This window comes from Treponema peruense (assembly GCF_016117655.1).
Classification (GTDB): Bacteria; Spirochaetota; Spirochaetia; order Treponematales; family Treponemataceae; genus Treponema_D; species Treponema_D peruense.
In genome coordinates, this window is sequence record NZ_CP064936.1 from 2,151,512 (window position 1) to 2,177,462 (window position 25,951).

36 protein-coding genes and 1 pseudogene are annotated in these 25,951 nt (G+C 41.7%); 7 read left to right on the plus strand and 30 right to left on the minus strand.

Annotation, left to right across the window (positions count from 1 at the left end; genetic code table 11):
* Nucleotides 1-35: 35 nt before the first annotated feature.
* From IWA51_RS09805 to IWA51_RS09815, 3 genes are all read right to left on the minus strand, one after another.
* Entirely contained in the window at nucleotides 36-749 is a 714-nt protein-coding gene (locus IWA51_RS09805; RefSeq protein ID WP_198442273.1) for a carboxymuconolactone decarboxylase family protein, read from the minus strand.
* 1 nt (nucleotide 750) lies between these two features.
* Nucleotides 751-1,827, minus strand: a complete 1,077-nt coding sequence (locus IWA51_RS09810; protein ID WP_198442274.1) for an alpha/beta hydrolase — start codon at nucleotides 1,825-1,827, stop codon at nucleotides 751-753.
* A 149-nt stretch (nucleotides 1,828-1,976) separates the two neighbouring features.
* Nucleotides 1,977-2,468 (minus strand): flavodoxin, encoded by a 492-nt coding sequence (locus tag IWA51_RS09815; protein ID WP_198442275.1) that lies wholly within the window; start codon nucleotides 2,466-2,468, stop codon nucleotides 1,977-1,979.
* 177 nt (nucleotides 2,469-2,645) lie between these two features.
* Here IWA51_RS09815 and IWA51_RS09820 point away from each other — a divergent pair, with 177 nt between their 5' ends.
* A complete protein-coding gene (locus IWA51_RS09820) occupies nucleotides 2,646-3,500 on the plus strand; it encodes a LysR family transcriptional regulator (RefSeq protein WP_198442276.1) in 855 nt (284 codons plus the stop codon).
* Between the two features lie 105 nt (nucleotides 3,501-3,605).
* Here the strand turns inward: IWA51_RS09820 and IWA51_RS09825 are convergent, their stop codons facing one another.
* From IWA51_RS09825 to IWA51_RS09885, 13 genes are all read right to left on the minus strand, one after another.
* A complete protein-coding gene (locus tag IWA51_RS09825; RefSeq protein ID WP_198442277.1) occupies nucleotides 3,606-4,043 on the minus strand; it encodes a hypothetical protein in 438 nt (145 codons plus the stop codon).
* A 52-nt stretch (nucleotides 4,044-4,095) separates the two neighbouring features.
* On the minus strand, nucleotides 4,096-4,812 hold the full coding sequence (locus IWA51_RS09830; RefSeq protein WP_198442278.1) for a hypothetical protein: 717 nt from the start codon (nucleotides 4,810-4,812) through the stop codon (nucleotides 4,096-4,098).
* Between the two features lie 23 nt (nucleotides 4,813-4,835).
* A complete protein-coding gene (locus IWA51_RS09835; protein ID WP_198442279.1) occupies nucleotides 4,836-5,243 on the minus strand; it encodes a hypothetical protein in 408 nt (135 codons plus the stop codon).
* 210 nt (nucleotides 5,244-5,453) lie between these two features.
* Nucleotides 5,454-5,906, minus strand: a complete 453-nt coding sequence (locus tag IWA51_RS09840) for an HD domain-containing protein (protein ID WP_198442280.1) — start codon at nucleotides 5,904-5,906, stop codon at nucleotides 5,454-5,456.
* A gap of 257 nt (nucleotides 5,907-6,163) precedes the next feature.
* Nucleotides 6,164-7,072, minus strand: a complete 909-nt coding sequence (locus tag IWA51_RS09845; protein WP_198442281.1) for a radical SAM mobile pair protein B — start codon at nucleotides 7,070-7,072, stop codon at nucleotides 6,164-6,166.
* On the minus strand, nucleotides 7,060-7,749 hold the full coding sequence (locus tag IWA51_RS09850; protein ID WP_198442282.1) for a radical SAM mobile pair protein A: 690 nt from the start codon (nucleotides 7,747-7,749) through the stop codon (nucleotides 7,060-7,062). The genes IWA51_RS09845 and IWA51_RS09850 overlap by 13 nt, the downstream gene beginning before the upstream one ends.
* The gene (locus IWA51_RS09855; RefSeq protein ID WP_198442283.1) at nucleotides 7,746-8,183 is read right to left on the minus strand and encodes a radical SAM mobile pair system MarR family transcriptional regulator; all 438 of its coding nucleotides are present in this window, start codon (nucleotides 8,181-8,183) and stop codon (nucleotides 7,746-7,748) included. Before IWA51_RS09855 ends, IWA51_RS09850 begins: the two co-directional genes overlap by 4 nt.
* Before the next feature lie 155 nt (nucleotides 8,184-8,338).
* Nucleotides 8,339-8,992 (minus strand): alpha/beta fold hydrolase, encoded by a 654-nt coding sequence (locus IWA51_RS09860; protein WP_198442284.1) that lies wholly within the window; start codon nucleotides 8,990-8,992, stop codon nucleotides 8,339-8,341.
* Nucleotides 8,993-9,219: 227 nt separating this feature from the next.
* Nucleotides 9,220-9,462 (minus strand): WYL domain-containing protein, encoded by a 243-nt coding sequence (locus tag IWA51_RS12940; protein ID WP_198442285.1) that lies wholly within the window; start codon nucleotides 9,460-9,462, stop codon nucleotides 9,220-9,222.
* Between the two features lie 69 nt (nucleotides 9,463-9,531).
* Nucleotides 9,532-10,134, minus strand: coding sequence for a Type 1 glutamine amidotransferase-like domain-containing protein (locus IWA51_RS09870; RefSeq protein WP_198442286.1), 603 nt, complete (start codon nucleotides 10,132-10,134; stop codon nucleotides 9,532-9,534).
* A gap of 132 nt (nucleotides 10,135-10,266) precedes the next feature.
* Nucleotides 10,267-10,503: a hypothetical protein gene (locus tag IWA51_RS09875; RefSeq protein ID WP_198442287.1), complete on the minus strand. Its 237-nt coding sequence runs from the start codon at nucleotides 10,501-10,503 to the stop codon at nucleotides 10,267-10,269.
* A 119-nt stretch (nucleotides 10,504-10,622) separates the two neighbouring features.
* Nucleotides 10,623-10,772 carry a hypothetical protein gene (locus tag IWA51_RS09880; RefSeq protein ID WP_198442288.1) on the minus strand — a complete coding sequence of 50 codons (150 nt, stop codon included), beginning with the start codon at nucleotides 10,770-10,772 and terminating at the stop codon, nucleotides 10,623-10,625.
* Nucleotides 10,773-10,804: 32 nt separating this feature from the next.
* Nucleotides 10,805-10,963 carry a hypothetical protein gene (locus IWA51_RS09885; protein ID WP_198442289.1) on the minus strand — a complete coding sequence of 53 codons (159 nt, stop codon included), beginning with the start codon at nucleotides 10,961-10,963 and terminating at the stop codon, nucleotides 10,805-10,807.
* A 283-nt stretch (nucleotides 10,964-11,246) separates the two neighbouring features.
* Here IWA51_RS09885 and IWA51_RS09890 point away from each other — a divergent pair, with 283 nt between their 5' ends.
* Entirely contained in the window at nucleotides 11,247-13,439 is a 2,193-nt protein-coding gene (locus tag IWA51_RS09890; protein ID WP_198442290.1) for an SUMF1/EgtB/PvdO family nonheme iron enzyme, read from the plus strand.
* A gap of 25 nt (nucleotides 13,440-13,464) precedes the next feature.
* Here IWA51_RS09890 and IWA51_RS09895 read toward each other — a convergent pair whose 3' ends face one another.
* Together IWA51_RS09895 and IWA51_RS09900 are read right to left on the minus strand one after the other, a co-directional pair.
* Nucleotides 13,465-13,704, minus strand: a complete 240-nt coding sequence (locus IWA51_RS09895; RefSeq protein ID WP_198442291.1) for a type II toxin-antitoxin system mRNA interferase toxin, RelE/StbE family — start codon at nucleotides 13,702-13,704, stop codon at nucleotides 13,465-13,467.
* Nucleotides 13,701-14,003 carry a type II toxin-antitoxin system RelB/DinJ family antitoxin gene (locus tag IWA51_RS09900; protein ID WP_198442292.1) on the minus strand — a complete coding sequence of 101 codons (303 nt, stop codon included), beginning with the start codon at nucleotides 14,001-14,003 and terminating at the stop codon, nucleotides 13,701-13,703. The genes IWA51_RS09895 and IWA51_RS09900 overlap by 4 nt, the downstream gene beginning before the upstream one ends.
* A 255-nt stretch (nucleotides 14,004-14,258) precedes the next feature.
* Here IWA51_RS09900 and IWA51_RS09905 point away from each other — a divergent pair, with 255 nt between their 5' ends.
* Both IWA51_RS09905 and IWA51_RS09910 read left to right on the plus strand, forming a co-directional pair.
* A complete protein-coding gene (locus tag IWA51_RS09905; protein WP_198442293.1) occupies nucleotides 14,259-15,389 on the plus strand; it encodes an SLC13 family permease in 1,131 nt (376 codons plus the stop codon).
* 12 nt (nucleotides 15,390-15,401) lie between these two features.
* A complete protein-coding gene (locus IWA51_RS09910) occupies nucleotides 15,402-15,854 on the plus strand; it encodes a very short patch repair endonuclease (RefSeq protein ID WP_198442294.1) in 453 nt (150 codons plus the stop codon).
* A 73-nt stretch (nucleotides 15,855-15,927) separates the two neighbouring features.
* On the opposite strand, the gene IWA51_RS09915 is transcribed toward IWA51_RS09910, so the two are convergent.
* Together IWA51_RS09915 and IWA51_RS09920 are read right to left on the minus strand one after the other, a co-directional pair.
* Nucleotides 15,928-16,638 carry a DUF2271 domain-containing protein gene (locus IWA51_RS09915; protein ID WP_198442295.1) on the minus strand — a complete coding sequence of 237 codons (711 nt, stop codon included), beginning with the start codon at nucleotides 16,636-16,638 and terminating at the stop codon, nucleotides 15,928-15,930.
* A gap of 16 nt (nucleotides 16,639-16,654) precedes the next feature.
* Nucleotides 16,655-17,188 carry a TetR/AcrR family transcriptional regulator gene (locus IWA51_RS09920; protein WP_198442296.1) on the minus strand — a complete coding sequence of 178 codons (534 nt, stop codon included), beginning with the start codon at nucleotides 17,186-17,188 and terminating at the stop codon, nucleotides 16,655-16,657.
* Between the two features lie 180 nt (nucleotides 17,189-17,368).
* Between IWA51_RS09920 and IWA51_RS09925 the strand changes: the two genes are divergently transcribed.
* Complete coding sequence (locus IWA51_RS09925; RefSeq protein ID WP_198442297.1) at nucleotides 17,369-19,096, plus strand: ankyrin repeat domain-containing protein; 1,728 nt, start codon at nucleotides 17,369-17,371, stop codon at nucleotides 19,094-19,096.
* Nucleotides 19,097-19,247: 151 nt separating this feature from the next.
* Here IWA51_RS09925 and IWA51_RS09930 read toward each other — a convergent pair.
* The 4 genes and pseudogenes from IWA51_RS09930 to IWA51_RS12945 all read right to left on the minus strand — a co-directional run.
* Nucleotides 19,248-19,874 (minus strand): annotated as a pseudogene (locus IWA51_RS09930) (transposase); the annotation flags it as partial.
* A gap of 200 nt (nucleotides 19,875-20,074) precedes the next feature.
* On the minus strand, nucleotides 20,075-20,377 hold the full coding sequence (locus tag IWA51_RS09935; protein ID WP_177528216.1) for a hypothetical protein: 303 nt from the start codon (nucleotides 20,375-20,377) through the stop codon (nucleotides 20,075-20,077).
* A 101-nt stretch (nucleotides 20,378-20,478) separates the two neighbouring features.
* On the minus strand, nucleotides 20,479-20,742 hold the full coding sequence (locus tag IWA51_RS09940) for a hypothetical protein (RefSeq protein WP_198442299.1): 264 nt from the start codon (nucleotides 20,740-20,742) through the stop codon (nucleotides 20,479-20,481).
* A complete protein-coding gene (locus tag IWA51_RS12945; RefSeq protein WP_408059000.1) occupies nucleotides 20,687-20,887 on the minus strand; it encodes a DUF72 domain-containing protein in 201 nt (66 codons plus the stop codon). The genes IWA51_RS09940 and IWA51_RS12945 overlap by 56 nt, the downstream gene beginning before the upstream one ends.
* Nucleotides 20,888-21,134: 247 nt before the next feature.
* Here IWA51_RS12945 and IWA51_RS09950 point away from each other — a divergent pair, with 247 nt between their 5' ends.
* Both IWA51_RS09950 and IWA51_RS09955 read left to right on the plus strand, forming a co-directional pair.
* Entirely contained in the window at nucleotides 21,135-21,449 is a 315-nt protein-coding gene (locus IWA51_RS09950; protein ID WP_198442301.1) for a transposase, read from the plus strand.
* A 50-nt stretch (nucleotides 21,450-21,499) separates the two neighbouring features.
* Nucleotides 21,500-22,288, plus strand: a complete 789-nt coding sequence (locus IWA51_RS09955) for an IS3 family transposase (RefSeq protein ID WP_230402733.1) — start codon at nucleotides 21,500-21,502, stop codon at nucleotides 22,286-22,288.
* Between the two features lie 51 nt (nucleotides 22,289-22,339).
* On the opposite strand, the gene IWA51_RS12810 is transcribed toward IWA51_RS09955, so the two are convergent.
* The 6 genes from IWA51_RS12810 to IWA51_RS09980 form a co-directional block, all read right to left on the minus strand.
* Nucleotides 22,340-22,468, minus strand: a complete 129-nt coding sequence (locus tag IWA51_RS12810) for a hypothetical protein (RefSeq protein WP_268969366.1) — start codon at nucleotides 22,466-22,468, stop codon at nucleotides 22,340-22,342.
* A 101-nt stretch (nucleotides 22,469-22,569) separates the two neighbouring features.
* Complete coding sequence (locus IWA51_RS09960) at nucleotides 22,570-22,962, minus strand: A1S_2505 family phage non-structural protein (protein ID WP_198442302.1); 393 nt, start codon at nucleotides 22,960-22,962, stop codon at nucleotides 22,570-22,572.
* 24 nt (nucleotides 22,963-22,986) lie between these two features.
* Complete coding sequence (locus tag IWA51_RS09965) at nucleotides 22,987-23,193, minus strand: hypothetical protein (protein WP_198442303.1); 207 nt, start codon at nucleotides 23,191-23,193, stop codon at nucleotides 22,987-22,989.
* Between the two features lie 10 nt (nucleotides 23,194-23,203).
* The gene (locus IWA51_RS09970) at nucleotides 23,204-24,040 is read right to left on the minus strand and encodes an ADP-ribosylglycohydrolase family protein (RefSeq protein WP_198442304.1); all 837 of its coding nucleotides are present in this window, start codon (nucleotides 24,038-24,040) and stop codon (nucleotides 23,204-23,206) included.
* Between the two features lie 9 nt (nucleotides 24,041-24,049).
* Nucleotides 24,050-24,694 carry a vWA domain-containing protein gene (locus tag IWA51_RS09975; protein ID WP_198442305.1) on the minus strand — a complete coding sequence of 215 codons (645 nt, stop codon included), beginning with the start codon at nucleotides 24,692-24,694 and terminating at the stop codon, nucleotides 24,050-24,052.
* A gap of 89 nt (nucleotides 24,695-24,783) precedes the next feature.
* Nucleotides 24,784-25,914, minus strand: coding sequence for a macro domain-containing protein (locus tag IWA51_RS09980; protein ID WP_198442306.1), 1,131 nt, complete (start codon nucleotides 25,912-25,914; stop codon nucleotides 24,784-24,786).
* Nucleotides 25,915-25,951: the final 37 nt, after the last annotated feature.

Sequence of the window (25,951 nt, forward strand, 5' to 3'; positions counted from 1 at the left end):
GCACAATGCGAATAATATTTTTTTCATGCCTTTCATTACTTTGCTCCTGTTACCTGTTTTACGATGTTTTCTGCATTCCTGCCTTCTTTTTTTCCGATCAGTTTGCCGACAATCAAAGCCATCTCTTCAAGTTCTTCTTTGCTGTTTCCGTTTTTGAAGGCTCCCTGAGTGTGTGAAGTAAACATCGGGTTTACATTGCCAAGAGATGCGAGCATTGTCGCTGTGGAAAGTTCCCTTTCCTTGTCCGAAAGAACGCCCCTGTAAAAAATGTCAGTAAAGAGATGTTCTTTCAGGAAAATATCGGTGGAAGAATTGTAGTCTGTGGAAACCGGACGGCTCTGTTTTGCGTTTCTGCCAAAGAGAGAATTGATTTTTTCTCTGCCGTATTCGTATTTTTCAAGGTCAGACGGAACTTCTTTTGCTTTCTCACCCCATTCAAGTTCCTTTCCTTTTTCGTCCGCTTCTTTTACAATCGAAGTCAAAACACCTTCTGCAAGAAGGCTGCGTGGAAAACCTACGTAAGCATAAGACTGTACGCAGAGTTCTCCAATTTCGTTTACAGAAAGCCCTGCTTCAAGCCCTTCTTCCATTGCCTTTTTTAATCCGTCAAGATTGCTTACTGCAATGTAGGCTGAAATTTCTACAATGCTTTTGCTCCTGCTATCCAATGCCATAGTATCTCCCCTGGATTTTGCGCTTACGCTAAAACAAAATGCCATGCTGATTAGAATTGATAAAATTTTCTTCATATTAAAGCCCCCTTTCATTAAGCCAGTTTTCTATGTGGTCTGCAATTTCCCTGTTGTTGGTCTCCTGGAACATAAAGTGGCTGTTGCCCGTGATGCCCGCTTTGGGAAGGTCTACCACAGTCGCGTCTCCGCCGTCGGCATTATAGTGTTCAGCAAAATCAATGGCCGTGTCGCGGACATTCTTCCAAAAGCCTGTGCTCATGATGTTTTCAGGTCCGTTGTCGATGTAGTCGCCGAAGTAGATGACCATAGGAATTTTTGCCGCAAGGAATTTATTGTATTCTTCGCTTCCCACAACTGGAGTTCCGCCCGGCTCGATTGCAACGATTGCCGCCATGTTCTCGGTGTCGGTCTGCCAGCCCACTCTGCCGCCCTGTGAGTGGGTGATGTAGATTGATTTTTTGCCTGTCATTGCCTTTGCGTCAGAAAGAACCTTGCTCAAAACAGAGCCGAAAAGTTTTTCATCATAGTCGCCCGTGTTTGGTGTCATCTGACGGAAAAACTGGTTCTGCGCTTCTTCTCCGGCAGGGAAAGCAGAGCCTTCGTAACGCTCTGGAGAGACAAGTCCGATTCTAAAATGTGTGTACCATGCCTGGTCTCCCGGCATGTAGGATTTTCCGTCTTCTCCCCATGCGTCAATTCCGCCTGCGCTTGCCATGCGTGAAGTTGAGCCTGCGGAAGCGCGGCGCGGCTGGTCTACTAAAAATGCAGGGTAGCCTTTGCGAAGGAAAATGTCGCTCCAGCCTTCGCGACCATCAGGCGTTGTCTGCCAGCCGGTTCTGCTCTGTCCGTAGCCGTGAAGGTAAACAATCGGATTCTTTGTTTTTCCAGCCGGAATCTGATAGAAAGTATTTGCGTGATCAATGTGGGCTGTGTTTCCTGCGCGGGTCGGGTCAAGCCAGCTTTTTTCCGGCGCATAGTTTCCTGCAACAGGTTCTGTTACACTTCCTCCAGATGTGAACACGCCCTGCTTTTGAATAACAAGAGCGTCTTTACCTTTTGAACAGCCTGCAAAAGTAAGTGAGGCTGCCATTGCCAGCGCGGCAATTTTTACCGTGTTTGAAATTGTCTTTTTCATAAGTTTTCCTCCAGATATTTATGTGTAAGATGCGCAAGGGATTGTAGCACCTGCGAAGCAGTTCCGAAGCGTAAGCGTAGGAATGAGCCGCGCAAGACGGCGAAGTGCGAAAAGCCCGACCGCCGCTTGCCGGCGGTTGCGCCCAGATTTTATTTTTTAAGCCCAAGCTTTGTAAGCCACTTTTCTACAGACTTGCCGGCACCGACTTCTGCTTCTTTCATAGAAACAGCAAGCCCTTCAAGAACGGTTGCGCCCCTTGCCTTTTCACGAACGGTTTTATAGGTTCCGCCGTCTCTGCTTCCCATGTGGGTATTGAATGGAACGAGTGTTTTTCCCGAAAAATTAACAGTGTCAAAAAGCGTGTAAATAATCATAGGGAAGGTGTACCACCACATCGGGTAACCGATAAAAACAGTGTCGTAGTCAGAAAGGTCAATTGCATTTTTGATTGCAGGACGCTGATCTTCGTCGTGTTCCTTTTTTGCATAGGCTGCCAGCGCGTCATAGTGGTCGCGGTTTTTGTCATAAGGAATTACCGGTTCAATTTCCAGAAGGTCGCCGCCAGTCTGACGGGCGATTTCTTCTGCCAGGCGCCGTGTTGAATCGTATACTGAAAAATAAAGAATAAGTGTCTTTGCCATTTGTTTGCTCCTTGTGATTTTTAATATAACCTAAGGAATCGTCATTTGAACAATCAAAGTTTTTTATCACAGTATACGTTGCACGCATACTCGCTTCGCTCGTTTGCATGAGTAGAAATTATTTAACACGCCGCTTTCGCGGCTTGCGCATAGCAAATCTCATGCTAAAATATTAATATGATAGAAACTTACATCCTTCAAAATCTTGTCGCCTTTGCTGACAGTGGAACGCTTGTTGCCGCAAGTGAAATTGTGAATGTAACGCAGCCGTCACTTACGCGTTCTCTTCAAAAACTGGAAGATATTCTTGGAGTACAACTTTTTGACAGGACGAAAAATACAATCTCTTTGAATCAGACCGGCCGACTTGCCGTGGACTATGCCCGCCGAATTATTGCGCTTCAGAACGAGATGGAAAATGAGGTTCTTGATTTTTACAACAAGACCCGGGAAATTAAAATTGCTTCAATTGCGCCAATGCCGCTTTATGTTTTGACTCAAAAGTTTAACAAGACTTTTCCAAAGACTAAAATAACCGGCCAAGTGAAAAACGAAAATGATGAGCTTTTTTCACTGCTGGAAAAAGACAAGGCTCAAATTATAATCACAACAATTAACCGCTCGGACGAACGCTTTTTTGCAACAGAGATTTTTGAAGAACATCTCAAAGTATTGCTTCCAAAAAGTCACAGCCTGGCCAATCGTAAATCTGTAAAACTCAAAGAACTTGCAGGCGAAACCTTCATAATGCTTTCAGAACTTGGATTCTGGTCCAATGCGGTTAAGCATGCAATTCCCGATGCAAAGTTTATTGAGCAGGATGACATTACAGACCTGAGGGATATAATTGCATATTCAACACTTCCAGCATTCGCAACGGATTACAGTGAACAGGCAGACCATCTTCCTGCCTTAAAAAAAACAAACCGTGTAGCTGTTCCAATTGAAGACGAGGAAGTGAATGTTAAGTTTTATGCCGTGTGCAGGGTTGAAATGATGAAACAACTGAATTCTGTGCGTAAACAACCTTGAGCTCTAAATTTAACACATGACGGGAAAGCTGGTGAATGAGTCACAAGAACCCTTTGAGTTTGACGACCCTCCAATTTGATTGTCATCAAACTCAATATTCTGAATTTACTGCGCTTTCACAGCTACAAGTTCTATATAGCCGCGTTCGCCTCGTGGTTCAAGCTGAATTCGTGGATTTTCTTTATCCCATTTGTAGCCTACAACAGAAGGATCATATTTCTTTTCAGATTCCCAGATAGCAGTAACAGCCTCTTCAAAATCTTCTTCGGCAAAAGGTTCGCCCTGGAACATAAGATAGTCACACTCCGGTAAATCAATTACATCAAAACCTTCCGGAATAATTCCTTTGTAGTCTGGTGCAACTTCAACACCCTGAACATATTCACTTTTTCCATCACGCAATTTTTCAGGAAGCCACAGACAAACAGGTTCTCCACACAGGCTATCCATTGAAGTTAAAAGTCCCCATACGTCACAGCCTACTTCTTCGCAATACGCAAAATATTCAGTCGTTTTTTCACCACGTTTGAAACGAGTTTTCAAAGAAAACCTGTAAAAAGCCTGACAGCAACTTTTTGCCGGATGCCCCTGAATTCTATCTTCTGAAAACTGCCTTGAATATTTTTTGAAGGTTGAATTTTAACTTTACGCCGAATCCGTTTCCGTTGCTTTTGATGTCTGCGACTGAATCTGGCAAGTCGCTGGAAAAAACAGAAAAACGGTAGCTGTAATAAATATCGACAAGGACGTAGTCGTAAATGCTTTGTTTCCAGCCGATTTTTGGGGCAAGTCGAATTAAAGAGTCCTTTTTGTGGTCAGACGGAACGTCGTCGCCTGAGTACATAAGAAAATCTGTTCTGCAGCCGAACCCGACGTAGAGAAAATTAAGACCTTTATTGAGTGGATAATAAAATGCGTTCAGAGAAATTCCGACTGTTGTTATGGTTAGGTCGTAACTTGTGGGGAAAATTGTCACGTGGGAAAAATCGCTTTTTATGGAAAGGAACGGAAGCACAAGCTGCTCGTAGCCAAGCCCCAAGCCCCAGCCGTTATTTTTTAAGCCGGAAAGAAGATACGCTGTGTCCAGTGAAAAAATCCGGTTTTCTTTGAAGTTGAAATTCTGGGAATTAAAAAATGAGATTTTTTGTTTTTGCCGAAGAGACGGAATTTCTTGGCTAGGACTTTGAATTTCCTGTGATTGCCCCGGCTTTTGCGGGTCTGCAAGAGATTGCCCTTCCGCATGGGCAGAAACTGAAGGAATAAAGAGCAGAAGAAATATTAGATTTTTTATTAGTTTTGAGGCTTTAAACATTTGTCATGTTTCTGTTCAATTTTTTACATCTGTTCCAGTTTTGACTTTAAAATATAAAGCCTTTCTTTAAGTTTTTGCACTTCGTCAAGGCTGTTCATGATTTTTGAAGTCATATATGCGTCCACGAAAACGCCGTCAAAGAAGAAATCGGCGAATGTCAGAAAGCCGCCGAGCTGCATTCTGTAATCGTTAGGAATTTCAAGGCTTCCAAGTTCACGGCTCAATTTTTGCATAAGACAATTTATTTCGTTCATGGAATCGCTGGCTTTGTTCAACTTGTGGTATTTAACCAAATCAGTCAGAAAGCCGCCGCCTAAAACATCAAGAAAACTCCAGTTGCGCGCGCTTTTAAAATGACGCTCTGCATCTTCCACAAGCGGAACAAGGCGATTTACAGTTTGCAAGGCATTTTGGATTTGCGAACTAGACATTTTTCTCCCGATATAGTTTTTTAAGATACTTAAAATATACTAAAAAAACAGTCATTCTGAAAGGAAAATTTTTAATTGGGGAAGGACTTCTCAAACATCTGCTCCAGAAGATATTTTCCGCTTGCGGTCTTGAACACATTTTCTTTCATCGCCGGAACTGACTCGCGCTTGCAGTAGCCTTCCATAACGTTCACGATAAAGTACGTCTGGTCAAGACACGTTCGCTTCCGCTCGCTTAAAGTCTTGACTCAGCCGTTTTCCGGTTTTACTAAAAATTCTAAAACCGGAATCCGCCTCAACGAGAATCTGAAAATCCAGGCCGTCGATTGCCTTGTACGTGTGGTGGTGCCCGATTATAAAGCAGATTCGCTCAACATCGGCACAAGGAAGCGAGAACGGCTCAAGGAGTTTCCGCGCGATTGCAGGTCCTTCCGCCTCCTGATGCTGAGGCTGGCTGTTTCCATATTTTTCCTTGCTCACCTTAACGCCGATGTCGTGAAGATACGCCGCAACTTCCGTTATAAAAAGCGTATGCCCGTCCACGTTTTCCATCTGCGCGATAAGCCGGCTGTAGCCATGCACCGCCATCAAATGATGAATGTTCGGTCCGTCCGGGTCGTAGTCGAAGATTGATTTTAGAAGTGGGGTTAGGTTTATGTTCATAATGTAATTCCAAATTTCCTAAATGTAAATTAAACGTTGCAATTATACCATGAAATAAGCGGATTTTATAGATTTTCCAAAATCGCAGTTACATTTTATTGTATCACTCCACTACTGATTTCTTTACAAATTTAATTTTTCTTTTCGTAGAAAAGCTACGGTATCTGAGAAAAACATGACAGGATAATAACCCAATACGATGAGTCATACCACAGGCCAAGGAGCCTCCCCGTTCAAAGAGCCCGGTCAATTTCTGTTTAACGGTTTCTTTTTCCGGTATTCTCTGTTCCTCGGATTTCCTCATGATAGAAATAATCTACGATCACCGGATGTCCCTGCAGAACTCTGCCATAAGGCATTTCATTATCCACAAAGGGACAATCATACTTCTTAGCCATTTTCTCAGCTTTTACTTCAAGCGCTTCAAAGTAGCTGCGGTTATGCTTGTTATAGATCTCATCGTAAAGCGGTACAAGATCAGGATGTTTTCCGGCGATATAATCCATAATCGTCTTCTTGAAGCCACCCCGAAGATTGAGATTTTCGAGCCAGAACAGATCGCACTGATCCTTTACCCTCTCAAAGATAGCTTCAAAGTCCGTGATACCTGGGAATACCGGGGATACGAAACAGACTGTACGGATACCTGCTTCATAAATCTGCTTCATAGCGGCGATACGACGCTCAATGCTCGAAGCAGAATCCATATCGTTCTTGAAATTTTCATCCAGTGTGTTGATCGACCATGAAACGGTTACTCGTCCCAGATTCTTCAGCAAATCAATATCCCGTACCACAAGATCAGACTTTGTGCAGATCAGAATATCTGCGTCACTGCCGATCAGCTGCTTCAGAAGTTTTCTGGTATTCCCGAATTGCTCCTCCTGTGGATTGTATCCATCCGTCACAGAACCGATGACCACCCGCTGTCCGGCATATTTCTTCGGATTTTTAATTTCCGGCCAATGCTTCACATCAAGGAAAGTGCCCCACTCCTCCTTGTGTCCGGTAAAGCGCTTCATAAAAGAAGCATAGCAATACTTGCAGGCATGTGTACAACCCACATAGGGATTGACCGAGTAACCGCCTACCGGCAGACTGGACTTAGTCATGATGTTCTTTGTTTCCACCTCATTAATGAGGATTCCATTTATTACTTCTTCCATGATTTCTGTACCTCTAACACTTTATTAAATTCTTCCGGCATTTCCTGAATCATATTTTCATCCCCTATGATAGGGACAAGGTCTTCCTTCATAAACACCGGAATGCCGAGCTTATGTGCCTGGTCCGTCAGAGACCATGCCCATTCCGGCTCCGTATGAATCTTCCTGCTCTGAGCTCCGGTCATGGTGCCGACAACGATCCAATTGATTCCTGAAAGGTCAACTATGCCGGGATCGTCGAATAACGGCTCAAAGGTAACATGGTAATGTTTTGCTCTGACGTTTTTCCGAAGGGCGTCGATACGCCACAGTTCTGCTTTCCTCGTCACCGTAACGCCAAACCATGCGTTTTCCAGATCGGTATCAAAATCCAGCAAATCAGGTCGCTTGGTAAGGAACAGGAACTGATGCTGTGGATTTTCACGGATCTTTGCAAATACCTCGTCTCTCCATTCCGGCTTCCATCCGGAGAGATCGCTCATGCCGGTAAGAAGAAAGTTCTGCGGACGTTTCTTTTCCATCATCTTGAGCTTACCCGGAAAGAATTCAGGGGCAGCGAAGTCATCAATCATATGCCAGCGTTTCACGTTGTTGCGGGCATAGCAATATGCACACCCCACTGTGCAGCCAATGACGATATTCATGTTCTGAATCTGATCTTTGATACAAATACTCATGACTTCTGACACTCCTCAAGATTCTTTCTGATGCGGTCGAGGCATTCCTCAAACCAGGTAATTTCCTCCTCTGAAAAATCTTTGTAGTAAATACTGCCCATCTCATCAGATACAGAATCGTACTCGCCCTTTAAGGCATGTGCTTTCTCAGTCAGAAACAAAATTGTTTTCCTTTTATCCGTTTCAGACTGAACACGTCTTATCAGCCCTTGATTTTCCATTCTTTCCAGCATCGTAGTAAGAGATGTTATAGCTAATCCACATTTGACCGAGAGTGACCTGATTGGGATTCCATCCTCCTGCCACAGCACATAAAGAATACGCCCCTGGGCTCCATTAAATGCATCAATATTCTTTTCACTGAGAATCTTCTCGAAAATCCGGTCTCCAAGTTGTTTTATTTTGGTGACAATAAATCCGCCATTCATTTCCATACAAAAACTCCTATATAGTAGTTTTATTAAATCATACTATATAGGAGCGTTATTGTCGACAGTTTATATGTCTTAATAGAGGTAAATTGCGATTTTTTCAATTCTATACAAACTGGAATTTTTCACTCTGTTCAAACAACAAAAATCGGAATATGTCAGATCGTTTTCAGGAAAGCATCAACTTCCTGATTAAATGCCGCTGGGTTCTTGTTTGCAATAAAATGATTTCCTCGAACGATGGCTAATTTCGCATTTGGAAGATGTTCAGCGATTTTCTTTGTATGTGATTCTTTGATTATATCCTTTGTTCCGCAAATGACCAACGTAGGCATCGAGATTAGCGACAATTCAGACGGCTTGATATTCGGCTCGTTTACCATTAAACCAAGCATTTCGGCATTTCTTTTGGCATCTGCCGATTTACCAGCAAAGTGGCTTGCAATCTTATATCCGATTTCAATCGGGATTTGCGTTGTTCGTTTTACTCCCATTGGTTCGAGGTTGCCGCCGTTCAAGATTAAACCCTTCACCATACTGGGATGCTTTATTGCGAATTTCATCGCAATGTTCGCCCCATCCGAAAACCCCAAAATTATCGCATTTGAAATTTGATGCCCCTGCATAAAATCGTATAAATCGCAGGAGAATTGTTCAATGGTAAAGGGTGCATCACCTCTCGGAGATTTTCCATGACCTCTTGTATCTATCGCAATTACATGGTATGCATTTTGAAAATAATCTATTTGATTTATGAAGTAGGAGCTATCTTCGCCGTTTCCTTTTTCCTGATAATATAATTTAATATCCATTTTGCCCTCACAAATTCCGATTTGTTAATTTGTTTTATTATAGCACATGCAAGCTCATTCAAAATAAAAAAAGAGCAACCGAATTTTCTCGATTACTCTCTGCTCATTACTTCCGTGATAATAATATCATAGCTTTCTTTTCAAAAAAAACTCTCAATACCGTTTATAGTTTTGTAAAAATCATTGGTTTTCATAATTTTTTTGCACCTACTTTATAGATTTGGAACTCACGTGCCATACTTCCCCGCCATCTTCCGGCATTCCTCGCAAATCTCTTCCCTCAACCTTGCAGGTTTTATCACTGTGACGGAATCGCCGAATCCCATTGCCCAGGTGAATACCATCTGCTTCTGGTTCGAACTGAATTTAAGAAGAACCGAGCCGTCCTCGTGCTGAGCGACCAGCTGATTTTTGTGCCATTCGCGCTCACAAATGCAGCAGCAAAAAGTGCAATACCCAGCGTTTCCCATAGCCACGAAAGTTCATGTAGGATTTTCATGCGCTCATCATCTCCTGTTCGTTAAACTGGAATTTTCAAATTAGTCTTTGCAAATAACCTTTGAACCTTCACCATCAATTACAATTCCCTGACGGTTGTTAATTGGGCATAGATTCAAATCCGAAAACTCAGTCATTATTTTCTCGGTAACTTTCTTAAATGGTGCTGTAAGATAATGCGGAAGAACATAGAAATCAATCAAATCAAGCCCTGCGTCATCTTCTTGCGAGTAGTCCTCCGGCTTTTCATCCATTTGTTCAATATATTGGATAGTTGGAGCGCATATAATCGCACCCGCCGATTCACCGATCATCAGTTTTCCATTTGCCAATTCCTTCTTCAATAGCTCATCCGTTCCCGTTTTACGGAGCTGGTCCATAAGGAAGAAAGAATTTCCACCAGTAAAATATATCACATCCGCATCTTCAAAAACGGACTGTATCGTTAAATAAGCCTCCGTTGAAATATCAATTTCCGTTACGGTTGCCCCCAGTTTATTGAATAGCTTTCGAGCCGAGCCGACATAACCGGTATAGCCTTCACGCAGCGAAGCTGTTGGAATAAATGCGACTTTTTTATTTTCAATTTCTTCCTTTATCAGACTTCCTACACTTGAAAAGTGCGAACATAAAAACAGTTTCATCAATAATCTCCTTTATAAATTTGTTGCTCAATTTCGTGTTCAATTTATACCATAAAACTTGTGAACAATTCTACCTCAACTTTTGTGAGATATGAGAAAAGTCCGAACAGTTTTCTGCCCGGACTTCCTCGCTCAATCATAAATCAATTCCGCTTTCACGACTTCCTCTGCCTGTGCCTTGCAAGCATTCATCTCATCCCGAAGCCGCTCAAAATCACGCTCAACAGTCCGCTTATTCACGCCGAACTTAAAAACCAGCTCGTCCATTCCCACAAAAGCCCCTCCGCGGAGCATCTCGTCAATCTGAATAATGCGTGTAGTGCGGCGGATGTCGTCGCGTTTTTTGTCAGAAGCCATGTTTGATTCCATAATAAGCAATTATACCACAGTTTTTCTTTGGGTGTGTCCGCAAAACAATTTGCGGACCGGGCTTTCCATGGCTACGGCTTCCGCCTCCGACCAAACGCAAGCGTTTGTTTTCGCGCATTTTACAAAATGCGCTCACCATTCCAATCCCTCACACAAGAAATTCCTACTCCCTCAGCAGCTTTTTTACCTTCCGTTTCAGCAAAAAGACAATCAGAAATTCCGTCAAAGACAAAAGCAAAATCATCAAAAAAAAGAACTGCGTTTTCCATATCTACTCCAGCTTACATCTACAATTCAATTTTTAAAACGACATTCCGGCAATCAATTCGCATAAGCTGCGCCTTGAAAGACTTTTTTCAGGTTTTGCGGCGCGGATTATTTTTGCGGCGGCGGCACGGACATAACCGGCTTTTTCAAGCCCTGGGTTTCCGGCCATTTTTGCGTCAATGCTTTCCGACATAACAACCTCCAAATCTCGCGGCGCAACTTCACAAAAAACCGCGCGCTCGCTTTATCTTTTTTCATTATAAAACGCAAGAACGACATGGAGTGTCGGAGAGAGAAAAAGAAGAGCAGCGGACACTCTAAGAAGTCATATTACAGAAAGCTTTTAAACACTTGAAAAAAAAATTGTTTAATGTAATATTACGGCAGGTTTGTTGAATAAATACTACTAATGTTCTAAGTTCTGCCGTAAAAAGTTTGAGGTTTATTGGAGGGGGTTAAAGTACAGGAGATATATAATGAAAAAACAAAATTTAGCCGCGTGTTTTTCCGTAATCACCATTGTATTTACAATAATTGGTTGTAAGATAGAATCAACTCCCAAAACGGATTATGAAGAAAAACTTTATGTTTCAGCAGTAAAGTTTGAGGCAGAATCTTCCCCAGACGATACAGATAGATATAGCGTAAAAATTACAATGTCCACTGAAACAGACGGTGCAGTAATTTACTATAGCATAGATGGAACAGAGCCAACCGCAGAAAGCACAAAATACAAAGAACCATTATATTTCAATAAAGACACACAATTAAAAGCTTTTGCAATAAAGGAAGGTTTAAAAAACAGCCCGATTTCACTAGCAACTCTTTCAATAAGTTCAAAAACAATAACGAAAAAAGTTTATATATGTGCAAAATGCAAAAAAGAATATAATACAGCACAAGAAGCCGCTGACTGTTGTGCGGAAAAAACAGACACATCAATTCCTTCAGATGTTACAGAATTGAAAGCCCATCCAAAAGATTCTGCAGTTATACTTACCTGGAAAGATGCTTCTGACAATGATATTTTCGGCTATATTGTAAATTGGGAAGTTTTAGATGCAAGTCGCAATTTATCTGCCCTTGAAAAAGATAGTTTTATTATTGCCAATAAAAAGGAAAGTTGCATTATTACAGGTCTTACAAATGGCAAGGAATACACATTCACCGTAAAGACAATGGACACAAGCGGAAACATAAGCAAAGGTGCGACAAAAAATGCAGCACCAAAATCTATTCCTGCCGGCAAAGTCATGGAAATCGAACTTGAGGTTCCAAACGCAAAAAGCAATACAACTGTTACAGTAACAGTGAACATCTCGACTAGAGCAGAAAAAATTGAAAAGGTCGTATACAAGAAAGACGGAAGCGAGAATGCTGCAAAACTGCTTTCAGATGCTGAAGCAAAAGAAGCAAATCAAAACAGCAGCAACAATAAAGAATGGAATTTTGTGCTTAAAGCCACAGATGAGAGCGCCAACGGAACATATACTGTTGCAGTTCTTGATTCAGACGGACGCGAAAAAACATCGCAGATAACAATTGAAAACTTTGACTTTACCCCTCCTGAAAAAATAAAAAACGTCACTACCAACTATTCAAGCGAATCAAATGTTATAACACTAAACTGGGACACTCCTATCGACAGTGATTTTAATCACGTAAAAATATCTTACACAACAAACGACGGGTCAACGGATTCAGAAAGATCCGAACCCATAAACGAAAATACCGACAGCAGGACATTTACTGGAATAGATAAAACAAAAAACTATTACACATACTATATAAAGAGTGTGGATTCTGTCGGAAATGAGAGTTTAGAAATAAAATATAAAGTAAGAGTAAATAAAACAAAGAGTCACGTACCAGAATACTTTGTAAAAATTCCTGCCGTTTCAATAAACGGAACTGAAAGCATGAAACCTAGTTCAGAAGTATTTCTAACCAACCGTGCGATGGAAATCGCTTCTTTTTACATGAGTGACCACCCTGTAACAAGGGCTGAATACAAAGAAGTTATAGGCAGAGATCCAAGCACAGCCAGCGCATACGATGCAAATGGTAATATTCTTACAGGAAACGCAACAGCAAATAATCCAGTTAATTATATAAACTGGTATGATGCAATAGTTTACTGCAATATGCTTTCTTTGCAAGAAGGACTTTCTCCTTGCTATAAAATCAATGAGTCTACCAACCCTGACAATTGGGGAAATGTTCCGGGTTCAAAAAATGACATATGGAACAGCGTAAGCTGCGACTGGAATGCGAACGGCTACCGCCTGCCTTCAGAAGCTGAATGGGAATGGGCTGCGCGCGGTGGCGAAAGCTACATTTATGCAGGAAGTAATAATATAAATGAAGTCGCATGGTATGGCGTAAACACCAATTATACAGGAACAAGAGAAGTAAAGGTAAAAAAAGCCAATGGCTATAAACTTTATAACATGAGCGGAAACGTTAAGGAATGGTGCTTGGACTGGTATGGAAGAATATCCGACAAATCAGATATTACAGGACCTTTGTCGGGCAATGTCCGCTGTCTCCGTGGCGGTTCTTGGAGAAACAGTACAGGTACAGGCGTGAATGTTACAGGCCGAGAGTATAAATATCCGCACAACCGTTCTGGCGAGTATGGATTCCGTGTCGTTCTTAATGCAAACTAAGGAATTCTTAAAACCATCGAATGCCTTACGGAAAAATCAAGTTCCTTAGACTCGAGTGTAAAATGACTCTTTTTAGGAAGTTTGTACGTTGAATCTTAAAAAAACGAATCTGCTTCAGCTGGTGGTCGCAGTATTTTTCGGGGAGCTTTTTGCCGCTTTTCAGCCATTCCAAAACTTCTGCAAGAGCATTCATGTCAAGATGTCTCTTTTCTGCAAGACGAACATCTTTTTTGAACGATGATGTATAAATCAGTTTATATGTCATGGTTTGTACTCTGGCTCATCCTCTGCTACAGCAAGCATGTCATTCACCATTTCCTTTACAGAATCATACCTTTTCGCCTTGATTTTTCCCTTGCTTATGTTCAGCGCCTCCTTGCAGGCCGCAAGTGTTTCGTCGTTGTATTCCTCTTCCGCCCTGATTTTAAAAGGAATCGTCCGCGTGCGGTTCACCGCCTTGATGAAAATATTGATTGCGGTGGAAATGTTCATTCCCATTTTTGCGCAGATTGAATTGAAAGTGTCCTTGTCGCTCTGTTCCACATTTACAGTTATTGCCGCCATTTTTGTCCTCAATATATTGTAGTTTACTAATATAAAAATATTTTATATATATAATATAAGATATTACTGTTATAAATGCAAGGAAATTCGGTGCAAAATTTGAAATTTCATAATTTCGCCATTGCCGTGCTCCGACACTACAATCTCCCGTGTCATTTCCTGTCATAATCCCGCGGCGTTTTCAACACAAAACTGCGATTTGTGATACAATTGCAACTAATCTCTCAAATCTTCAGAACCAGAGAAGGTAAAAAAATGTCGGCAGGAAAAATCTTTCATAAAACATTCATCTGGTGCAAAAAGGAAATTATCTTTTGCATCACATTTTTATTCGCGCTCGTTTCAATGTTTTTTGTAAAGCCGGATGCAAAATATATTTCGTACATCGACTTTGGGACGCTTCTGACTCTTTTTTCGCTGATGGATGTAGTTTCAGGCTGGCGGCGGACAGGACTTTTCGACGCTCTTGGAAAAACCGTCTGCCGCAAAGTTCACAGTCAGCGCGGACTTTGCCTTACTCTTGTTATGCTTTGTTTTTTCACAAGCATGATTATTACAAACGACGTGGCGCTCCTTACATTTGTTCCGTTCGCGATTGTCCTTCTTTCAGGAACGAGCGGTTTTCTTCTATTATATACCGTCGTTCTTCAGACTCTTGCGGCGAACCTTGGAAGCATGATTACGCCGATTGGAAATCCGCAGAATATATTTTTGTTTTCAAAAATGCCGCTCGGCACAGTCCAGTTTATGAAAATTCTTTTTCCGTACACATCGCTTTCTTTTGTACTTCTGATTTTTTCAACCCTGATAATAAAAAATGAAAAAACGCAGATTGAACAGCAGGAAGCCAAAGCTGAAAGCACTAGTTGCACAGGAAAAAATATTCTGTACACTGCCCTTTTTATATTGTGCCTGCTTTCAGTTGCGGACGTAGTTCCAAAATGGGTGGCGGCAGTCCTTGTCGCGCTTTGCGTTCTTGTTTCCGACCGGAAAATTTTCTGCAATATCGATTTTATGCTGCTTCTGACATTCACGGCGTTCTTCATTTTCACAGGAAACATCGCGAGGCTGGAAAGTGTGAACACTTTTCTAAAACGGATAACCGGAGGAAACGAATTTACCGCAGGCCTTGCGTTCAGCCAGTTGATAAGCAACGTTCCCGCAACACTTTTGCTTCATCCGTTCGCGCAGAACACAAAGGAGCTTCTGCTTGGCGTAGACATCGGCGGACTTGGAACACCGGTGGCATCTCTTGCAAGCCTTATAAGCCTAAAACTCTACACGCAGGAAAAAGGCGGCACCGGAAAATTCCTCGCAGTCTTTACGCTGATGAACATTATTTTTCTAGCCGCCCTCTGCGCAATGAAAGCGATTTTAAAAGATTGACGGAAAGAAAAAATGGACACATTGAACGCAGAGCAAAGAAGCCTGAACATGGCAAAAATCCACAGCAAGGACACAAAGCCCGAAGTCTTTTTAAGAAGCGCGCTCCACAAAGCCGGATTCAGATTCAGAAAAAACGACAAGCGGTATTTGGGAACGCCGGACATTTTTCTTCCGCATTACAACGCAGTTATTTTTATACACGGATGCTTCTGGCACGGACACAAGAACTGCCGGCTTTTCAGGCTGCCAAAAACAAATGTTGAATTCTGGAAAAATAAAATTGAAAGGAACATTGCGCGCGACAGAAAAGTAATTTCAGCCTATCTTGACAACTGCTACAGAGTCGCTGTTGTCTGGGAATGTTCAATAACAGGAAAACAAAAGGAGCAAAAACTTTCAAAAGTGACGGAAGAAATTTCCCTGTGGCTTGAAGAAGATTTAACAGAAAACTACAGGGAATTTTAAAGTTTTTATTTTTGTCCAGACCAAATGTGAGCCATCCGTTTCCGTTTTGAGCGTTTATCGCGGAAAAATACTGTTAAGGAAGCCTTGAATGCAGCGTTTTTTTGGAAACTTCAAGGCTCACGACAATTTTTTCCACAAGATTTTTTGCGGTTGTAAGAGTTTCCGTCTTGTCTTCAATCAAACCGCTTTTTCCGTCGAGCGAGCCTGTTCCAATAAGCTCCAGTTTCGCCTCATGATTTTCAAGGTTGATTTCGGCGCGGTAAACTGCGGAAGGCTGACCGTTCACACCGGAATATTCCGCGGAATTCTTCCCGGCGTCTTTTGGATAGAATTCGTTGTAGTCAAAGCTTTTGTTCACTTCCGCAAAAACAAAATATTTTTTTCCTTCCTCAAGCTGAATTTTCCGAGAAACATCAAAGCTGCCTTTTGGAGTTGCCGAGCTTACCGCATCCATATCATTCTTTGATTCCGGAACGTAGAAATTTTCGCAGGAATGATACCACACAGGAAGCGATTCCGGGCGGCCGTCTTTGGGCGCGAAAATCCATTTTTTCTTCGAGGCCCTTTTTGTGGCAAAAATTGTCCGGCTGAAGTTTCCGTCCGAATCCTGAATCCACAGCGCAAACTGCGGCGGAAATTTTCCCTTCCATTCGCCGCCCGGAGTTACAAGCACCCTAACCTTTGCAGTCCGATTTTCAGAATTCTCTTCCGCCCAAACCTGCTGAAAAACCAGAAGCGCAAAAGCCGCTACAAAAATTTTCTTGATGATTGATTTTAAAATCATAGTTTTCTCTTGTTTTCTAATTTACAAAAATATTTTCCACCCACATACTGATAAAACGTTCTGTAAACGGCTCGGAATTTTCCCAGTATTCAACCTCCGACTTGCGCGAAATCACGGACTGAAGACAGCCCCAAAGTCCGAATACAAGAACACCGACATCCAGCCGGGGATTTTCAGAACGCGCCACTCCTTCTGCAATACAAAGCTCAAGAAGTTTTTCTCCAGTGCGGTTGCAGACATAAAATTTTTCAGTTTCTTCCGGCGGAAGATTCACCGCGGATTTTATTTTTTCCATCACAAGAGAGGCAACCCGCGGATTTTTAAGACTCCAGTTGCGAAACGCCCTGATTGCGGCAAGAACCTTTTCCTTTGAAGAAGCGGCTTTTTCCGCGGCGGCTTCAATAACCGAATTTATCTGGTTCAGACAGTCCAGCGAAATCGACTGAAAAAGGCAGTCCTTGTCCCTATAATAATGATAAATTGCCGTGGCTGAAACGCCGCACTTTTTGGCAATTTCCCTCATTCCGATTTCCTCAGGTTCTTTTTCCATGAAGTTGCTGAAAATATAAACGACAATGAATCAGATTCTTTGCTGCACGTAAAAAAAGCATTACAAAAATGCCGAAAAGAAAATACAAATCCCACCTGGAAAATTTTTTATCCGTTCTTAAAAGCGATTCATAAAAAGGACAAAAGATTTTCATTCATCTTTTTGAATCTTTATTTCTATTTGAATTTCAAAAATGCAATAAAATGGCCGTCATTTAAAAAGTCAGATTTGCAAAAACTTGAGTTATTCTGCAAAATTCATCAGAAGACTGACACAGAAAATATTATTCAAGACGCAGCAAGTTTTATCGATGAAAATGTAAATATCCAAAATCTTAAAGACATTGCAGAAAAGGCTTTGTATTTTGATAACCTGCTGAATGAAAACTGCCGCGAAAACTTAATTTCTTTTCAAAACACCATGAATGAACTTAGAAATGAACTGCCACATTCTTTTTCCTTTTGGGAAAACTGGTTCTGCGCAAAGGATTATGTATACAAATATTTGGATTCCGGGAATCTTGAACATCTGGAAAATGCTGTTAAATGGTATGGGCTGGCTTTTGAAAACGGCAAATATTTTATGGGAAAAAGTTCCGGGCAGTTTATACATGAAGCAATAATTGTTTCTGTTTATCTTGACATGAAGAAAAATCCTACAAAAGCCCGAACAAGGCTGCAAAAAACTTCCGACAACAATACAGACACAAAAACTCCTTTAGACAAGACAACAAAAAACTTTTACGATTTTGGCTTGGCGTTCGACCTTCTGCTAAATGACATGAACGATGCTTACAATTTATATTACCACTGCTTTCAAAATTTTTGGAACTGCTTTTCTCCAGAAAGTGAATGTGCGAAGATTATTAAAAATAAAGACTTATTCAAGGCTTCTAACATTGAAACAACAGACACGCCAGAAAATGAGAAAGTCTTAAAATCAAGAGAAACTCTGCTAAAAATCACAGATGCAAAAATAAACAACATTCTTCCAACAACTCACAATGTTGCATACACGCCAATTTCAAATGCAATAATTCAAGGCTATTTTGACATTGTTGAATTGTATTTGGATAAATCAAAATATCCTTCATTAAACTTAAACATTCCAAACACAAACAACTGCTACCCGATTCATGAAATTGTAAGTCAATATTTAAGAGGAAACAATCAAGAAAAAATAAAGCCGCTTATCTTACAAATTCTTGAAATAACCGATAAGAAAGTTTTATTCACGCGGACAAACAGACAAAAAATATCGCCACTGCAAACCGTAATTCAATCTTTGGATTTAGACCTTAACAAGCGTTTTTTAGATAAAATGTTTAGCACAGAAAAAATTCCAGACGACTTTATAATATCAGCAGATGAAGTTTCTCCGATATATTTTGCACTTATGATAAAATATCTTTTCAACAATCCGTTTGAATATGCAGAAAAAAGAAATATAAAAGAAATTTCTCACGACTCTGATATTTCATTCATTATGGAAACTTCAAAAAATCTGGAAAATGAAATTCCAAAGGAAATCCGAGACAAACGCAAAGAAGAAACAAACGAAATTGTTGATTTATATATAGAAAGAACTTCAAATGTTGACGGATTTATCAGCTACAGTATGCGCGACCCGATTGCAAATAATCAAGGCTGCACCGCATTGCTCTACGCTTGTGAATGGGATGATGTTGAAATCTGCAAATCACTAGTTTTCGCAGGAGCAGATTTACGCAAAGAAATCGGGAAAACTTCCGAACTTACGTTGCCAAATGGAAATATGCTATTTCTTCCCAATAATTTTATACACCGGACAATTTATTTTAAAGCATGGAACTGCTTGGAATGGTATCTAAAAGACAATAAAAATATCGCTGCTGAATATATGCACAAAAAAGAAGAAAATATGACTTAGCTGGTTTACTTTTTGTTAATGCAGCAATTTGAAGTTATGCAAAATCCACAAAAATGTCTGGATACTCAAAATAATATAAACAGGTTTCTTCCCCTGTTTCTTGAAGGAGTTATTGTCAATTGTTGTGGATTGAAAAAAAGTGTCTTTTTCATCAGGTAGCCTTCATTTGTTCACCGTCCACAAAAATTATATTTTTGGCGACAAGTTCAAGTTGTTTAAATCCCCTGAGCCGTCGCCAGTTTTTCTCTGCCTGAAGACAAAGCTTGAAAGCCATTGCAACAGAAGCAGCGGAAGAGCCGTTTCCTTTTGTTGACTTGTGGAACCAACATCTCTGAATTTTTAGCTGGCCCCAGATTTCATCAACTGCATTTTGAAACCCAATCGCTCCGTCGCAGACTGCCAATTTTGGCGCTTTTGTCAGTCCGCGGAATTTCAAATCAAGCAAAACTCCACGCCAACTTTCCGTTGACTCGCGAATTCTGGTCTGTACAGCCACAAGTTCTTTTTTGCCTTCAACAGTTACGCCAATTATTACCAGAAGGCAGGTCTTTTCACCGTCAAGCCGGGACTTTACGTAAATTCCGTCTGCCCAAACATAAACGTATCCCTTTCCGGAAAGATCACGTTTGCGCCATTCGTCATATTCAGCCTGCCATTTTACAGTAAGCTTTGTTATGACTGACGGACTCAGGCTCTTTGCTTCTTCAAGCAAATCAATCGTTGGACTATCGGAATTTTCTTCAATTTCCAGTATTCTTTTCATAAGAGGTCTCCTTCGGTGTTTATTTTTTTTCCAAAGAAAACTATACCTTAGACTGACCTCTTTTTCTATGCCTTCTCAGGCAATCCACAACTTTTGATTATAACTCTACCAGAGAAGTGTTGCGGGACATTTTTTTATAATCTGTTGTGCTTCGTTTTTTGCTTCTTTTTGCATTTTATTTCTTTTATGGTCATTCCGCTCCTTATTTATAATCTTTACGCCGTCTTTCCAGCCTTTCTTCCTCTCATTTCGTATTCAAAATAGAATTTTGCCTCCCAGGCGGCGCCGTAGGAGTCTTTGTCGTATTTTGCAAGGTGGGTTAAATGGTATGAGCCGCAGTCGGAGCAGAAGTATTTGCGTCTGGGTAAATCTTTGTTGCGGCCAAGGTGGTCGCTGCTTCTGTGGCGGTGGCATGAATTGACGATTGAACCGGCTTCGCGTTCTGAATAGCAGCGTTTGCCGCTTACCGGGCAGAGTTCAACGCCATCTGTGAATGTTTCTTCCTGAATTGTTTCCATAATGTTACCTCGTAAAAGTTTTGATTAAGCCCCATACGGAGCTTATACTTTTTATTGTAACACACCATGGTGACAGGAAGTGTCACTGTAAAACTATTTTTCTACTCGGGGTCTGTGTAGACGACGGACTTTTTGTTTTCTATTTCGTTGCTTGAAAGGTGAAACTGTTCCATTCCGTGATTCACAAAAATGTGCAGTTCTCCAGTGGCAGTATAAAGCGTGTAGGCAAAAACGTAGCCCTGACTTACGCACGGAAGATGAACACAGACTGCAAAAGTGATTCCTTCGGTAAGCGTCTGCATGTCGTCATCAATATTGGTAAACCACTTGCGGAACATTTCCTGAGTCTTTAATCCATTCAGCATGACGGAACTCAACTACTGTCGGAAATCCGTCAAACTCTTTTAGGAGAGCCGCAAGGTAAAAGCGGTTGTCTCGGGTGTAATGAAAACTCTGGGGAAGCTGGAAAAGCACGGAACTCAAAACGCCTTTTTTCTGCAAAGGTTCCACCGCATTAAACTTGGTCGCATAGTAAGAAAGAAAGTTTTTTCGTGCAAAGTTCTTCGGGTAAAAAACGCCCTTCCACTCGGGATAGTCGTAGCCGGAAGTTCCTATGAGGATGTATTTTGGTTTTCCAGTTCCTCAATGACAGTCAGAGTGTCTTGCCAGCTGTTTAAAATGAGTGTGTAAAACGACACAGAAAAAGGAGCAGATTTAAGGTGCAAACAGCCGATAAATTAAGCAAGGCGGTTAGCACATGGTAAAGAAACGACAGTCATTCAGCAAGGATTTCAAGGCAAAAGTTACACTTGAAGCATTACGAGAAGAATCTACGATTCAGGAAATTGCAGTAAAGTACGGCGTCCATCCGAATCAGATTTCCCAATGGAAAGCGCAGGCGATTGCCGGAATGGCTGACATTTTTGAACGGCCGAACAAGAAGTCAGAAGAAACGAGAAAGCAGGAAGAGGAAAAAGACAGTCTTCTGAAAACAATCGGTGAACAGAAAGTCGAAATTGATTTTCTAAAAAAAAAGTACAAGCAGATATACGGCTACGATCCAATCTTGTAGAACCTGCTTACAAGGTTTTAAGCATTTCAAGGCAGTGCAGGCTGCTTGGGATTTCACGGAGCCGGTATTATTACGAACCGGGTCCAGGGCATGATGAAAAAGATTTCAATCTGCTTGTGAAAATCAAGGAAGTCCAGATTGAGCATCCGTATTACGGCTACCGCAGAATCTGGAGAGAGATAAACAAAAACGGCGGAGACACTACAGAAACAACTGTACGCCGTGTAATGCGAAGATTCGGGATTACGGCGGTATTTCCGGGCAAGAATCTTTCCAAGGCCTGTAAATATCACAAGAAGTATCCGTATCTTCTGAAAAACAAGGTAATCAGATATCCGAATCAGGTATGGTCAACGGATATCACTTACATAAAGCTGCCGACAGGGAATGTTTACCTGATGGCAATAATCGACTGGTTCTCGAGGAAGGTCTTGAGCTGGCGCGTATTCAACACGATGGATGCGATGCAGTATGCAAATCTTCTGAGGGAAACAATCGAAGAATACGGCTGTCCTGCAATCTTCAACACAGACCAGGGAAGCCAGTTTACATCTGATGTTTTTATCAAAGTTCTTGTCGATTACGACATCCAGATCAGCATGGACGGAAAAGACCGGGCTTTGGACAACATCAGAATTGAGCGTCTTTGGAGAAGCCTCAAGTACGAGGACATCTACCTTAAACGCTATGAGACAATGAAAGACTTGAAGGCCGGCATAAATGCCTACTTCAACTTCTACAACACAGCGAGGTTTCATCAGTCTCTGGATTACAACGTGCCTGATGAAATGTATAAATGCTTCCAGTACAATGAACTGGAAAGAAAACGGGCTGCATAAATTTTTACACCTTAAACCTGTAAAATTTTTGTGTTGACTAAATAGCGCATTTTAGTTGAACAGAATTGCGGTACCGCCGGCTTCTTTCCATTCGGCGATATTCTTTTTGTAATCATCACTCAGAATAAAATCTTTGCCATGACAGAAGTTCAGTTTTTCTGCACGAAGGACTGCATTCACTTTTACTTTTGGTAAAAGATATTTTTTGACCCATTCAATCTTATCGGGAGTGGCAAACGGAACATTGCGGTTGGTTGAATATTATACCACACATTTGGCGCTTATTGAACGCCCAGTATTCCCCACCATTCCTCCGGCAGCGCAACATTTTCCAAAGCCTTGCACCCTTCAAACAACGGCGCAATTTCTTCATCAGTAAAACCCGCAATCCCGCAGCCGATTCTTGTTACAAGAAAATCATATTCAGTGTGGGCAGAAGCAAACTTTACAAAGTCATCAACATAAGGCTTGATTGTTTCTACCCCGCCCTGCATTGTGGGAATTGCATACGACTGCCCCTGAAGGCCTACTCCCTGCCCCCAGACAGCGCCGAACCTTTCCATAGCAGCAGCCGCAGCGCCGCCCGCGTGTTGTCCGGCAAGATTTGAACCGAACACAAAGATTTCGTTCTTTTCAAGTTTTGTAATTCTTGGATTTGTTACTCTGTTTGTCATACTGTAATTATACACCCTCTTTTGCTAATCCCAACAAATAAATTCTTCTTCCGTCAGAATCCCTTTACCGCACTTGGGACAAATAATATCATCCTTCCCGATTCTAACCTGATGCATCCGCTCTTTGCAAACCAGACATTCCTGCTGAACCGTCGGCATCAACATTCCGATTCCAACAAAGTATTCACTTTCAAAACCGCATGAACCTTTCAGTCTATAACCCTTTCCCATACTCAGCCTTCTACGCCCAAACAGCGACCTTCCCCTTGTCCTGAACCCGCTTAATCTTCACATTGTCAAATTCCATCAAAACCCTGTGCATATCTTCCGTAGTATACTGCATTACAGCCCGGCGCAGATCATCGTTCATTCCGTAAAATGCTTCTCCCATGGCAGTGGCAATATCGGTCAAAGTGTCGCAGTCTCCGCCCAATGAAACTGCCGTTCTGATTACATCTTCCAAGTCTTTTCCTTCAAAAAATGCAGTCATTGCTTCGGGCACAGTCTTCTGGCAGGATTCCTGATGAAAATATTCAGGGCGGATTTCATCACAGGTACGGCTAAGGTCATATCCGAACTCGAGTATAACGTATTCTTTGATTTCATCTTTTGATTTACCGTTTCTTGCCATCCAGATTACTGCTGCAACAGATTCAGCACCCTTCACTCCTTCCGGGTGATTGTGAGTAATCTCTGCAGACCATCTTGCAACTTCTCTTGTTCTTTCCAAAGTTTCAAAAAGCCATCCGACACTTGCCACCCGCATTGCAGAGCCGTTTCCGTATGAGCCGTAGGGCTTTGTGCTTTCTTTTGCAAGCCACAGGAAGAATCTTCCGCCGTAACCGGCATGCGGATATTTGTGTCCCCAAAGCTGGCAGGAAGTTATCATCGCAGTTTTCATAGTCTGCTCATCTGCGTCCAATCCTGCTTTCAAAATTCCGTCGCAGATTGCAATTGTCATTACGCTGTCATCAGTCCAATGCGGCACCTTCGCAAAAAGCGGAAAATCCTTTGTCTTGTTTCCACGGTCAAACTCGTAAGGCTGACCAATTATATCTCCTAAAATTGCTCCGTACATGTATGCCCCCTATCTATGCTCTTTCTCGTAAGTTTCAATTCCTTCTTTCCAGGCCTTGCTCACTTTCCTACCGCACCTGACTTCTCCAACAGCCAGGCTGACGCACTCAAAGTTTGTAACAGTCCCGGCTCCGTCGTTAATGTAACGGGCAGCATTTTCAGCCCTGATTCCAAGCTTTCCTGCTTCCCCTATGGCATCCATATTTGCTCCGAGGAAGATGAACTCCCAGCCGTATTTTTGAGTCTGACGGCTTATCATCTGTTTGATTCTATCGTAAGAATATTCAGAACTTGAATTTTCTTCGCCGTCGGTTGTAATTACAAAGATTGTCTTTTCAGGTCTGTCTTCTTCACGCGCATATTTGTGAACATTCCCGATGTGATGAACAGCACCACCAATGGCATCCAAAAGTGCCGTGCAGCCGCCTACACTGTAATCTTCTTCAGTCAGATTTTTGATTTCGCTAAGCGGAACCCTGTCATGAAGAACTTCGTCCCTGTCGCTGAATAAAACTGTAGAAACAAAAGCCTCGCCTTCAATCTTCCGCTGCTTTTCCAAAAATGCGTTGTACCCGCCGATAGTGTCTTTTTCAAGTCCGCCCATTGAACCGCTTTTGTCCAGAATAAATACGATTTCTGTTAATCCCTGTTTCATTTCCGTTACCTCCGTTTCCGTGTTTGTAACTTAAAGATACAGGATTCCATCTCTCATTTGGTCGCGAAACCGGCGACATCTTCAACCGCCTAATATTTTCCGAAGCACTCCTGGCCGTGGTCATCAAGAATCATATCGACTTTAACAATATTGTAAATTTTGTTCATAACGCAGTATTTAATGATAAGGTCAAACCTGTCAGACGGCATAAAAGCGTAACCTGCCGCTGCAAGAAAACGTTCAAAATCCTCAAGCGGAAGTTCCAGCGCAAGCCCCAGAGCCATAACCGGCTTTTTCTTTGGTACATAATCTTTTGTGCTGATAATTTTAGAAAAGAATTTACGGTCCATGTCAGCCTTTTTCCAGATATCCGCATTCGGAAGGTTCCGCTCCGCAATGAGAGACTGCAAAGTGTCCTGAAAGTTTTTTGTCTGACCTTTCTGAATAAATGCGTCCACGTCAACCGGTGCTATGGTCGCTTCACACGCAGATTCCAAGTTATGAATTACCGGGATTTCTGCAGAAGTAAGTGCTGCACCAATTATTGGAGATGATTCTCTTTTCTTTATTCTTTGAGCCTGTTTTTTTCTGCCAATCCGTTCTCTTTCTTCTTCAAAATCCTCACTACTATCAATTTTACAACTTTTAAGAGCGTCACTTAAAAAATCTGATTCGTCTTCATCAGTCAGATTTTTCTGCAGATAGTCTTCAACATCAGAAAAAAGCTTTTCAGAAATCTTGAACGATTTTCTGTCATAAACAATGAGTTTTACATCAATTTCATTTTCAAGAAGGAATTTGCTGATTTCTTCTACAGCAATCTGAAGGGCAAGTTCTTTAGGAAAGCAGTATGAACCTGTGGCAAGAAAAGGAATCGCAATGCTTTTACAGCCCAGGTCCACAGCAGTTTTAAGCGAAGTTTTGTAGCAGGAACGCAGAATATCAGTTTCACCCTTACTGCCACCCTGCCAGAAAACTCCAATAGTGTGGATTATGAACTTTACGCCGTTCTTCTCAAGTTTGAATGAAGGAGTTACCCTGGATTCTCCCCTCGGAATTACACCGATTTTGCGCCTTTCTTCAATCAGTTCTTCATAGCCCGCTGCTTTATAAATTGCAGTATCTGTTCCCGCTCCCACAGTGGGCATTGGGTTTGCTGTATTTACAATTGCATCTGCCGAGACTTTTGTAATATCATTACGTTCTATCTTAAAAGACATTTTCCTCTATTCCCTAAACTCTTTTTCTTCCATGTTT

Excerpts from the sequence above, each read along its gene's own strand:
- IWA51_RS09880 (WP_198442288.1), bottom strand. The coding sequence starts at position 10,772 with ATGGAAAACGCAGTTCTTTTTTTTGATGATTTTGCTTTTGTCTTTGAC.
- IWA51_RS09935 (WP_177528216.1), bottom strand. The coding sequence starts at position 20,377 with ATGGAAACAATTCAGGAAGAAACATTCACAGATGGCGTTGAACTCTGC.
- IWA51_RS09860 (WP_198442284.1), bottom strand. The coding sequence starts at position 8,992 with ATGGATATTAAATTATATTATCAGGAAAAAGGAAACGGCGAAGATAGC.
- IWA51_RS09950 (WP_198442301.1), top strand. The coding sequence starts at position 21,135 with ATGGTAAAGAAACGACAGTCATTCAGCAAGGATTTCAAGGCAAAAGTT.
- IWA51_RS09810 (WP_198442274.1), bottom strand. The coding sequence starts at position 1,827 with ATGAAAAAGACAATTTCAAACACGGTAAAAATTGCCGCGCTGGCAATG.
- IWA51_RS12940 (WP_198442285.1), bottom strand. The coding sequence starts at position 9,462 with ATGGGAAACGCTGGGTATTGCACTTTTTGCTGCTGCATTTGTGAGCGC.
- IWA51_RS09885 (WP_198442289.1), bottom strand. The coding sequence starts at position 10,963 with ATGTCGGAAAGCATTGACGCAAAAATGGCCGGAAACCCAGGGCTTGAA.
- IWA51_RS09835 (WP_198442279.1), bottom strand. The coding sequence starts at position 5,243 with ATGTCTAGTTCGCAAATCCAAAATGCCTTGCAAACTGTAAATCGCCTT.
- IWA51_RS09940 (WP_198442299.1), bottom strand. The coding sequence starts at position 20,742 with ATGCTGAATGGATTAAAGACTCAGGAAATGTTCCGCAAGTGGTTTACC.
- IWA51_RS09965 (WP_198442303.1), bottom strand. The coding sequence starts at position 23,193 with ATGGGAAAGGGTTATAGACTGAAAGGTTCATGCGGTTTTGAAAGTGAA.
- IWA51_RS09845 (WP_198442281.1), bottom strand. The coding sequence starts at position 7,072 with ATGGAAGAAGTAATAAATGGAATCCTCATTAATGAGGTGGAAACAAAG.
- IWA51_RS09805 (WP_198442273.1), bottom strand. The coding sequence starts at position 749 with ATGAAGAAAATTTTATCAATTCTAATCAGCATGGCATTTTGTTTTAGC.
- IWA51_RS09850 (WP_198442282.1), bottom strand. The coding sequence starts at position 7,749 with ATGAGTATTTGTATCAAAGATCAGATTCAGAACATGAATATCGTCATT.
- IWA51_RS09975 (WP_198442305.1), bottom strand. The coding sequence starts at position 24,694 with ATGAAACAGGGATTAACAGAAATCGTATTTATTCTGGACAAAAGCGGT.
- IWA51_RS09895 (WP_198442291.1), bottom strand. The coding sequence starts at position 13,704 with ATGACATATAAACTGATTTATACATCATCGTTCAAAAAAGATGTTCGT.
- IWA51_RS09815 (WP_198442275.1), bottom strand. The coding sequence starts at position 2,468 with ATGGCAAAGACACTTATTCTTTATTTTTCAGTATACGATTCAACACGG.
- IWA51_RS09875 (WP_198442287.1), bottom strand. The coding sequence starts at position 10,503 with ATGGAATCAAACATGGCTTCTGACAAAAAACGCGACGACATCCGCCGC.
- IWA51_RS09905 (WP_198442293.1), top strand. The coding sequence starts at position 14,259 with ATGTCGGCAGGAAAAATCTTTCATAAAACATTCATCTGGTGCAAAAAG.
- IWA51_RS09970 (WP_198442304.1), bottom strand. The coding sequence starts at position 24,040 with ATGTACGGAGCAATTTTAGGAGATATAATTGGTCAGCCTTACGAGTTT.
- IWA51_RS09900 (WP_198442292.1), bottom strand. The coding sequence starts at position 14,003 with ATGGCGGCAATAACTGTAAATGTGGAACAGAGCGACAAGGACACTTTC.
- IWA51_RS09870 (WP_198442286.1), bottom strand. The coding sequence starts at position 10,134 with ATGAAACTGTTTTTATGTTCGCACTTTTCAAGTGTAGGAAGTCTGATA.
- IWA51_RS09855 (WP_198442283.1), bottom strand. The coding sequence starts at position 8,183 with ATGGAAATGAATGGCGGATTTATTGTCACCAAAATAAAACAACTTGGA.
- IWA51_RS09920 (WP_198442296.1), bottom strand. The coding sequence starts at position 17,188 with ATGGAAAAAGAACCTGAGGAAATCGGAATGAGGGAAATTGCCAAAAAG.
- IWA51_RS09890 (WP_198442290.1), top strand. The coding sequence starts at position 11,247 with ATGAAAAAACAAAATTTAGCCGCGTGTTTTTCCGTAATCACCATTGTA.
- IWA51_RS09830 (WP_198442278.1), bottom strand. The coding sequence starts at position 4,812 with ATGTTTAAAGCCTCAAAACTAATAAAAAATCTAATATTTCTTCTGCTC.
- IWA51_RS09915 (WP_198442295.1), bottom strand. The coding sequence starts at position 16,638 with ATGATTTTAAAATCAATCATCAAGAAAATTTTTGTAGCGGCTTTTGCG.
- IWA51_RS09820 (WP_198442276.1), top strand. The coding sequence starts at position 2,646 with ATGATAGAAACTTACATCCTTCAAAATCTTGTCGCCTTTGCTGACAGT.
- IWA51_RS09960 (WP_198442302.1), bottom strand. The coding sequence starts at position 22,962 with ATGACAAACAGAGTAACAAATCCAAGAATTACAAAACTTGAAAAGAAC.
- IWA51_RS09980 (WP_198442306.1), bottom strand. The coding sequence starts at position 25,914 with ATGTCTTTTAAGATAGAACGTAATGATATTACAAAAGTCTCGGCAGAT.
- IWA51_RS09840 (WP_198442280.1), bottom strand. The coding sequence starts at position 5,906 with ATGAACATAAACCTAACCCCACTTCTAAAATCAATCTTCGACTACGAC.
- IWA51_RS09910 (WP_198442294.1), top strand. The coding sequence starts at position 15,402 with ATGGACACATTGAACGCAGAGCAAAGAAGCCTGAACATGGCAAAAATC.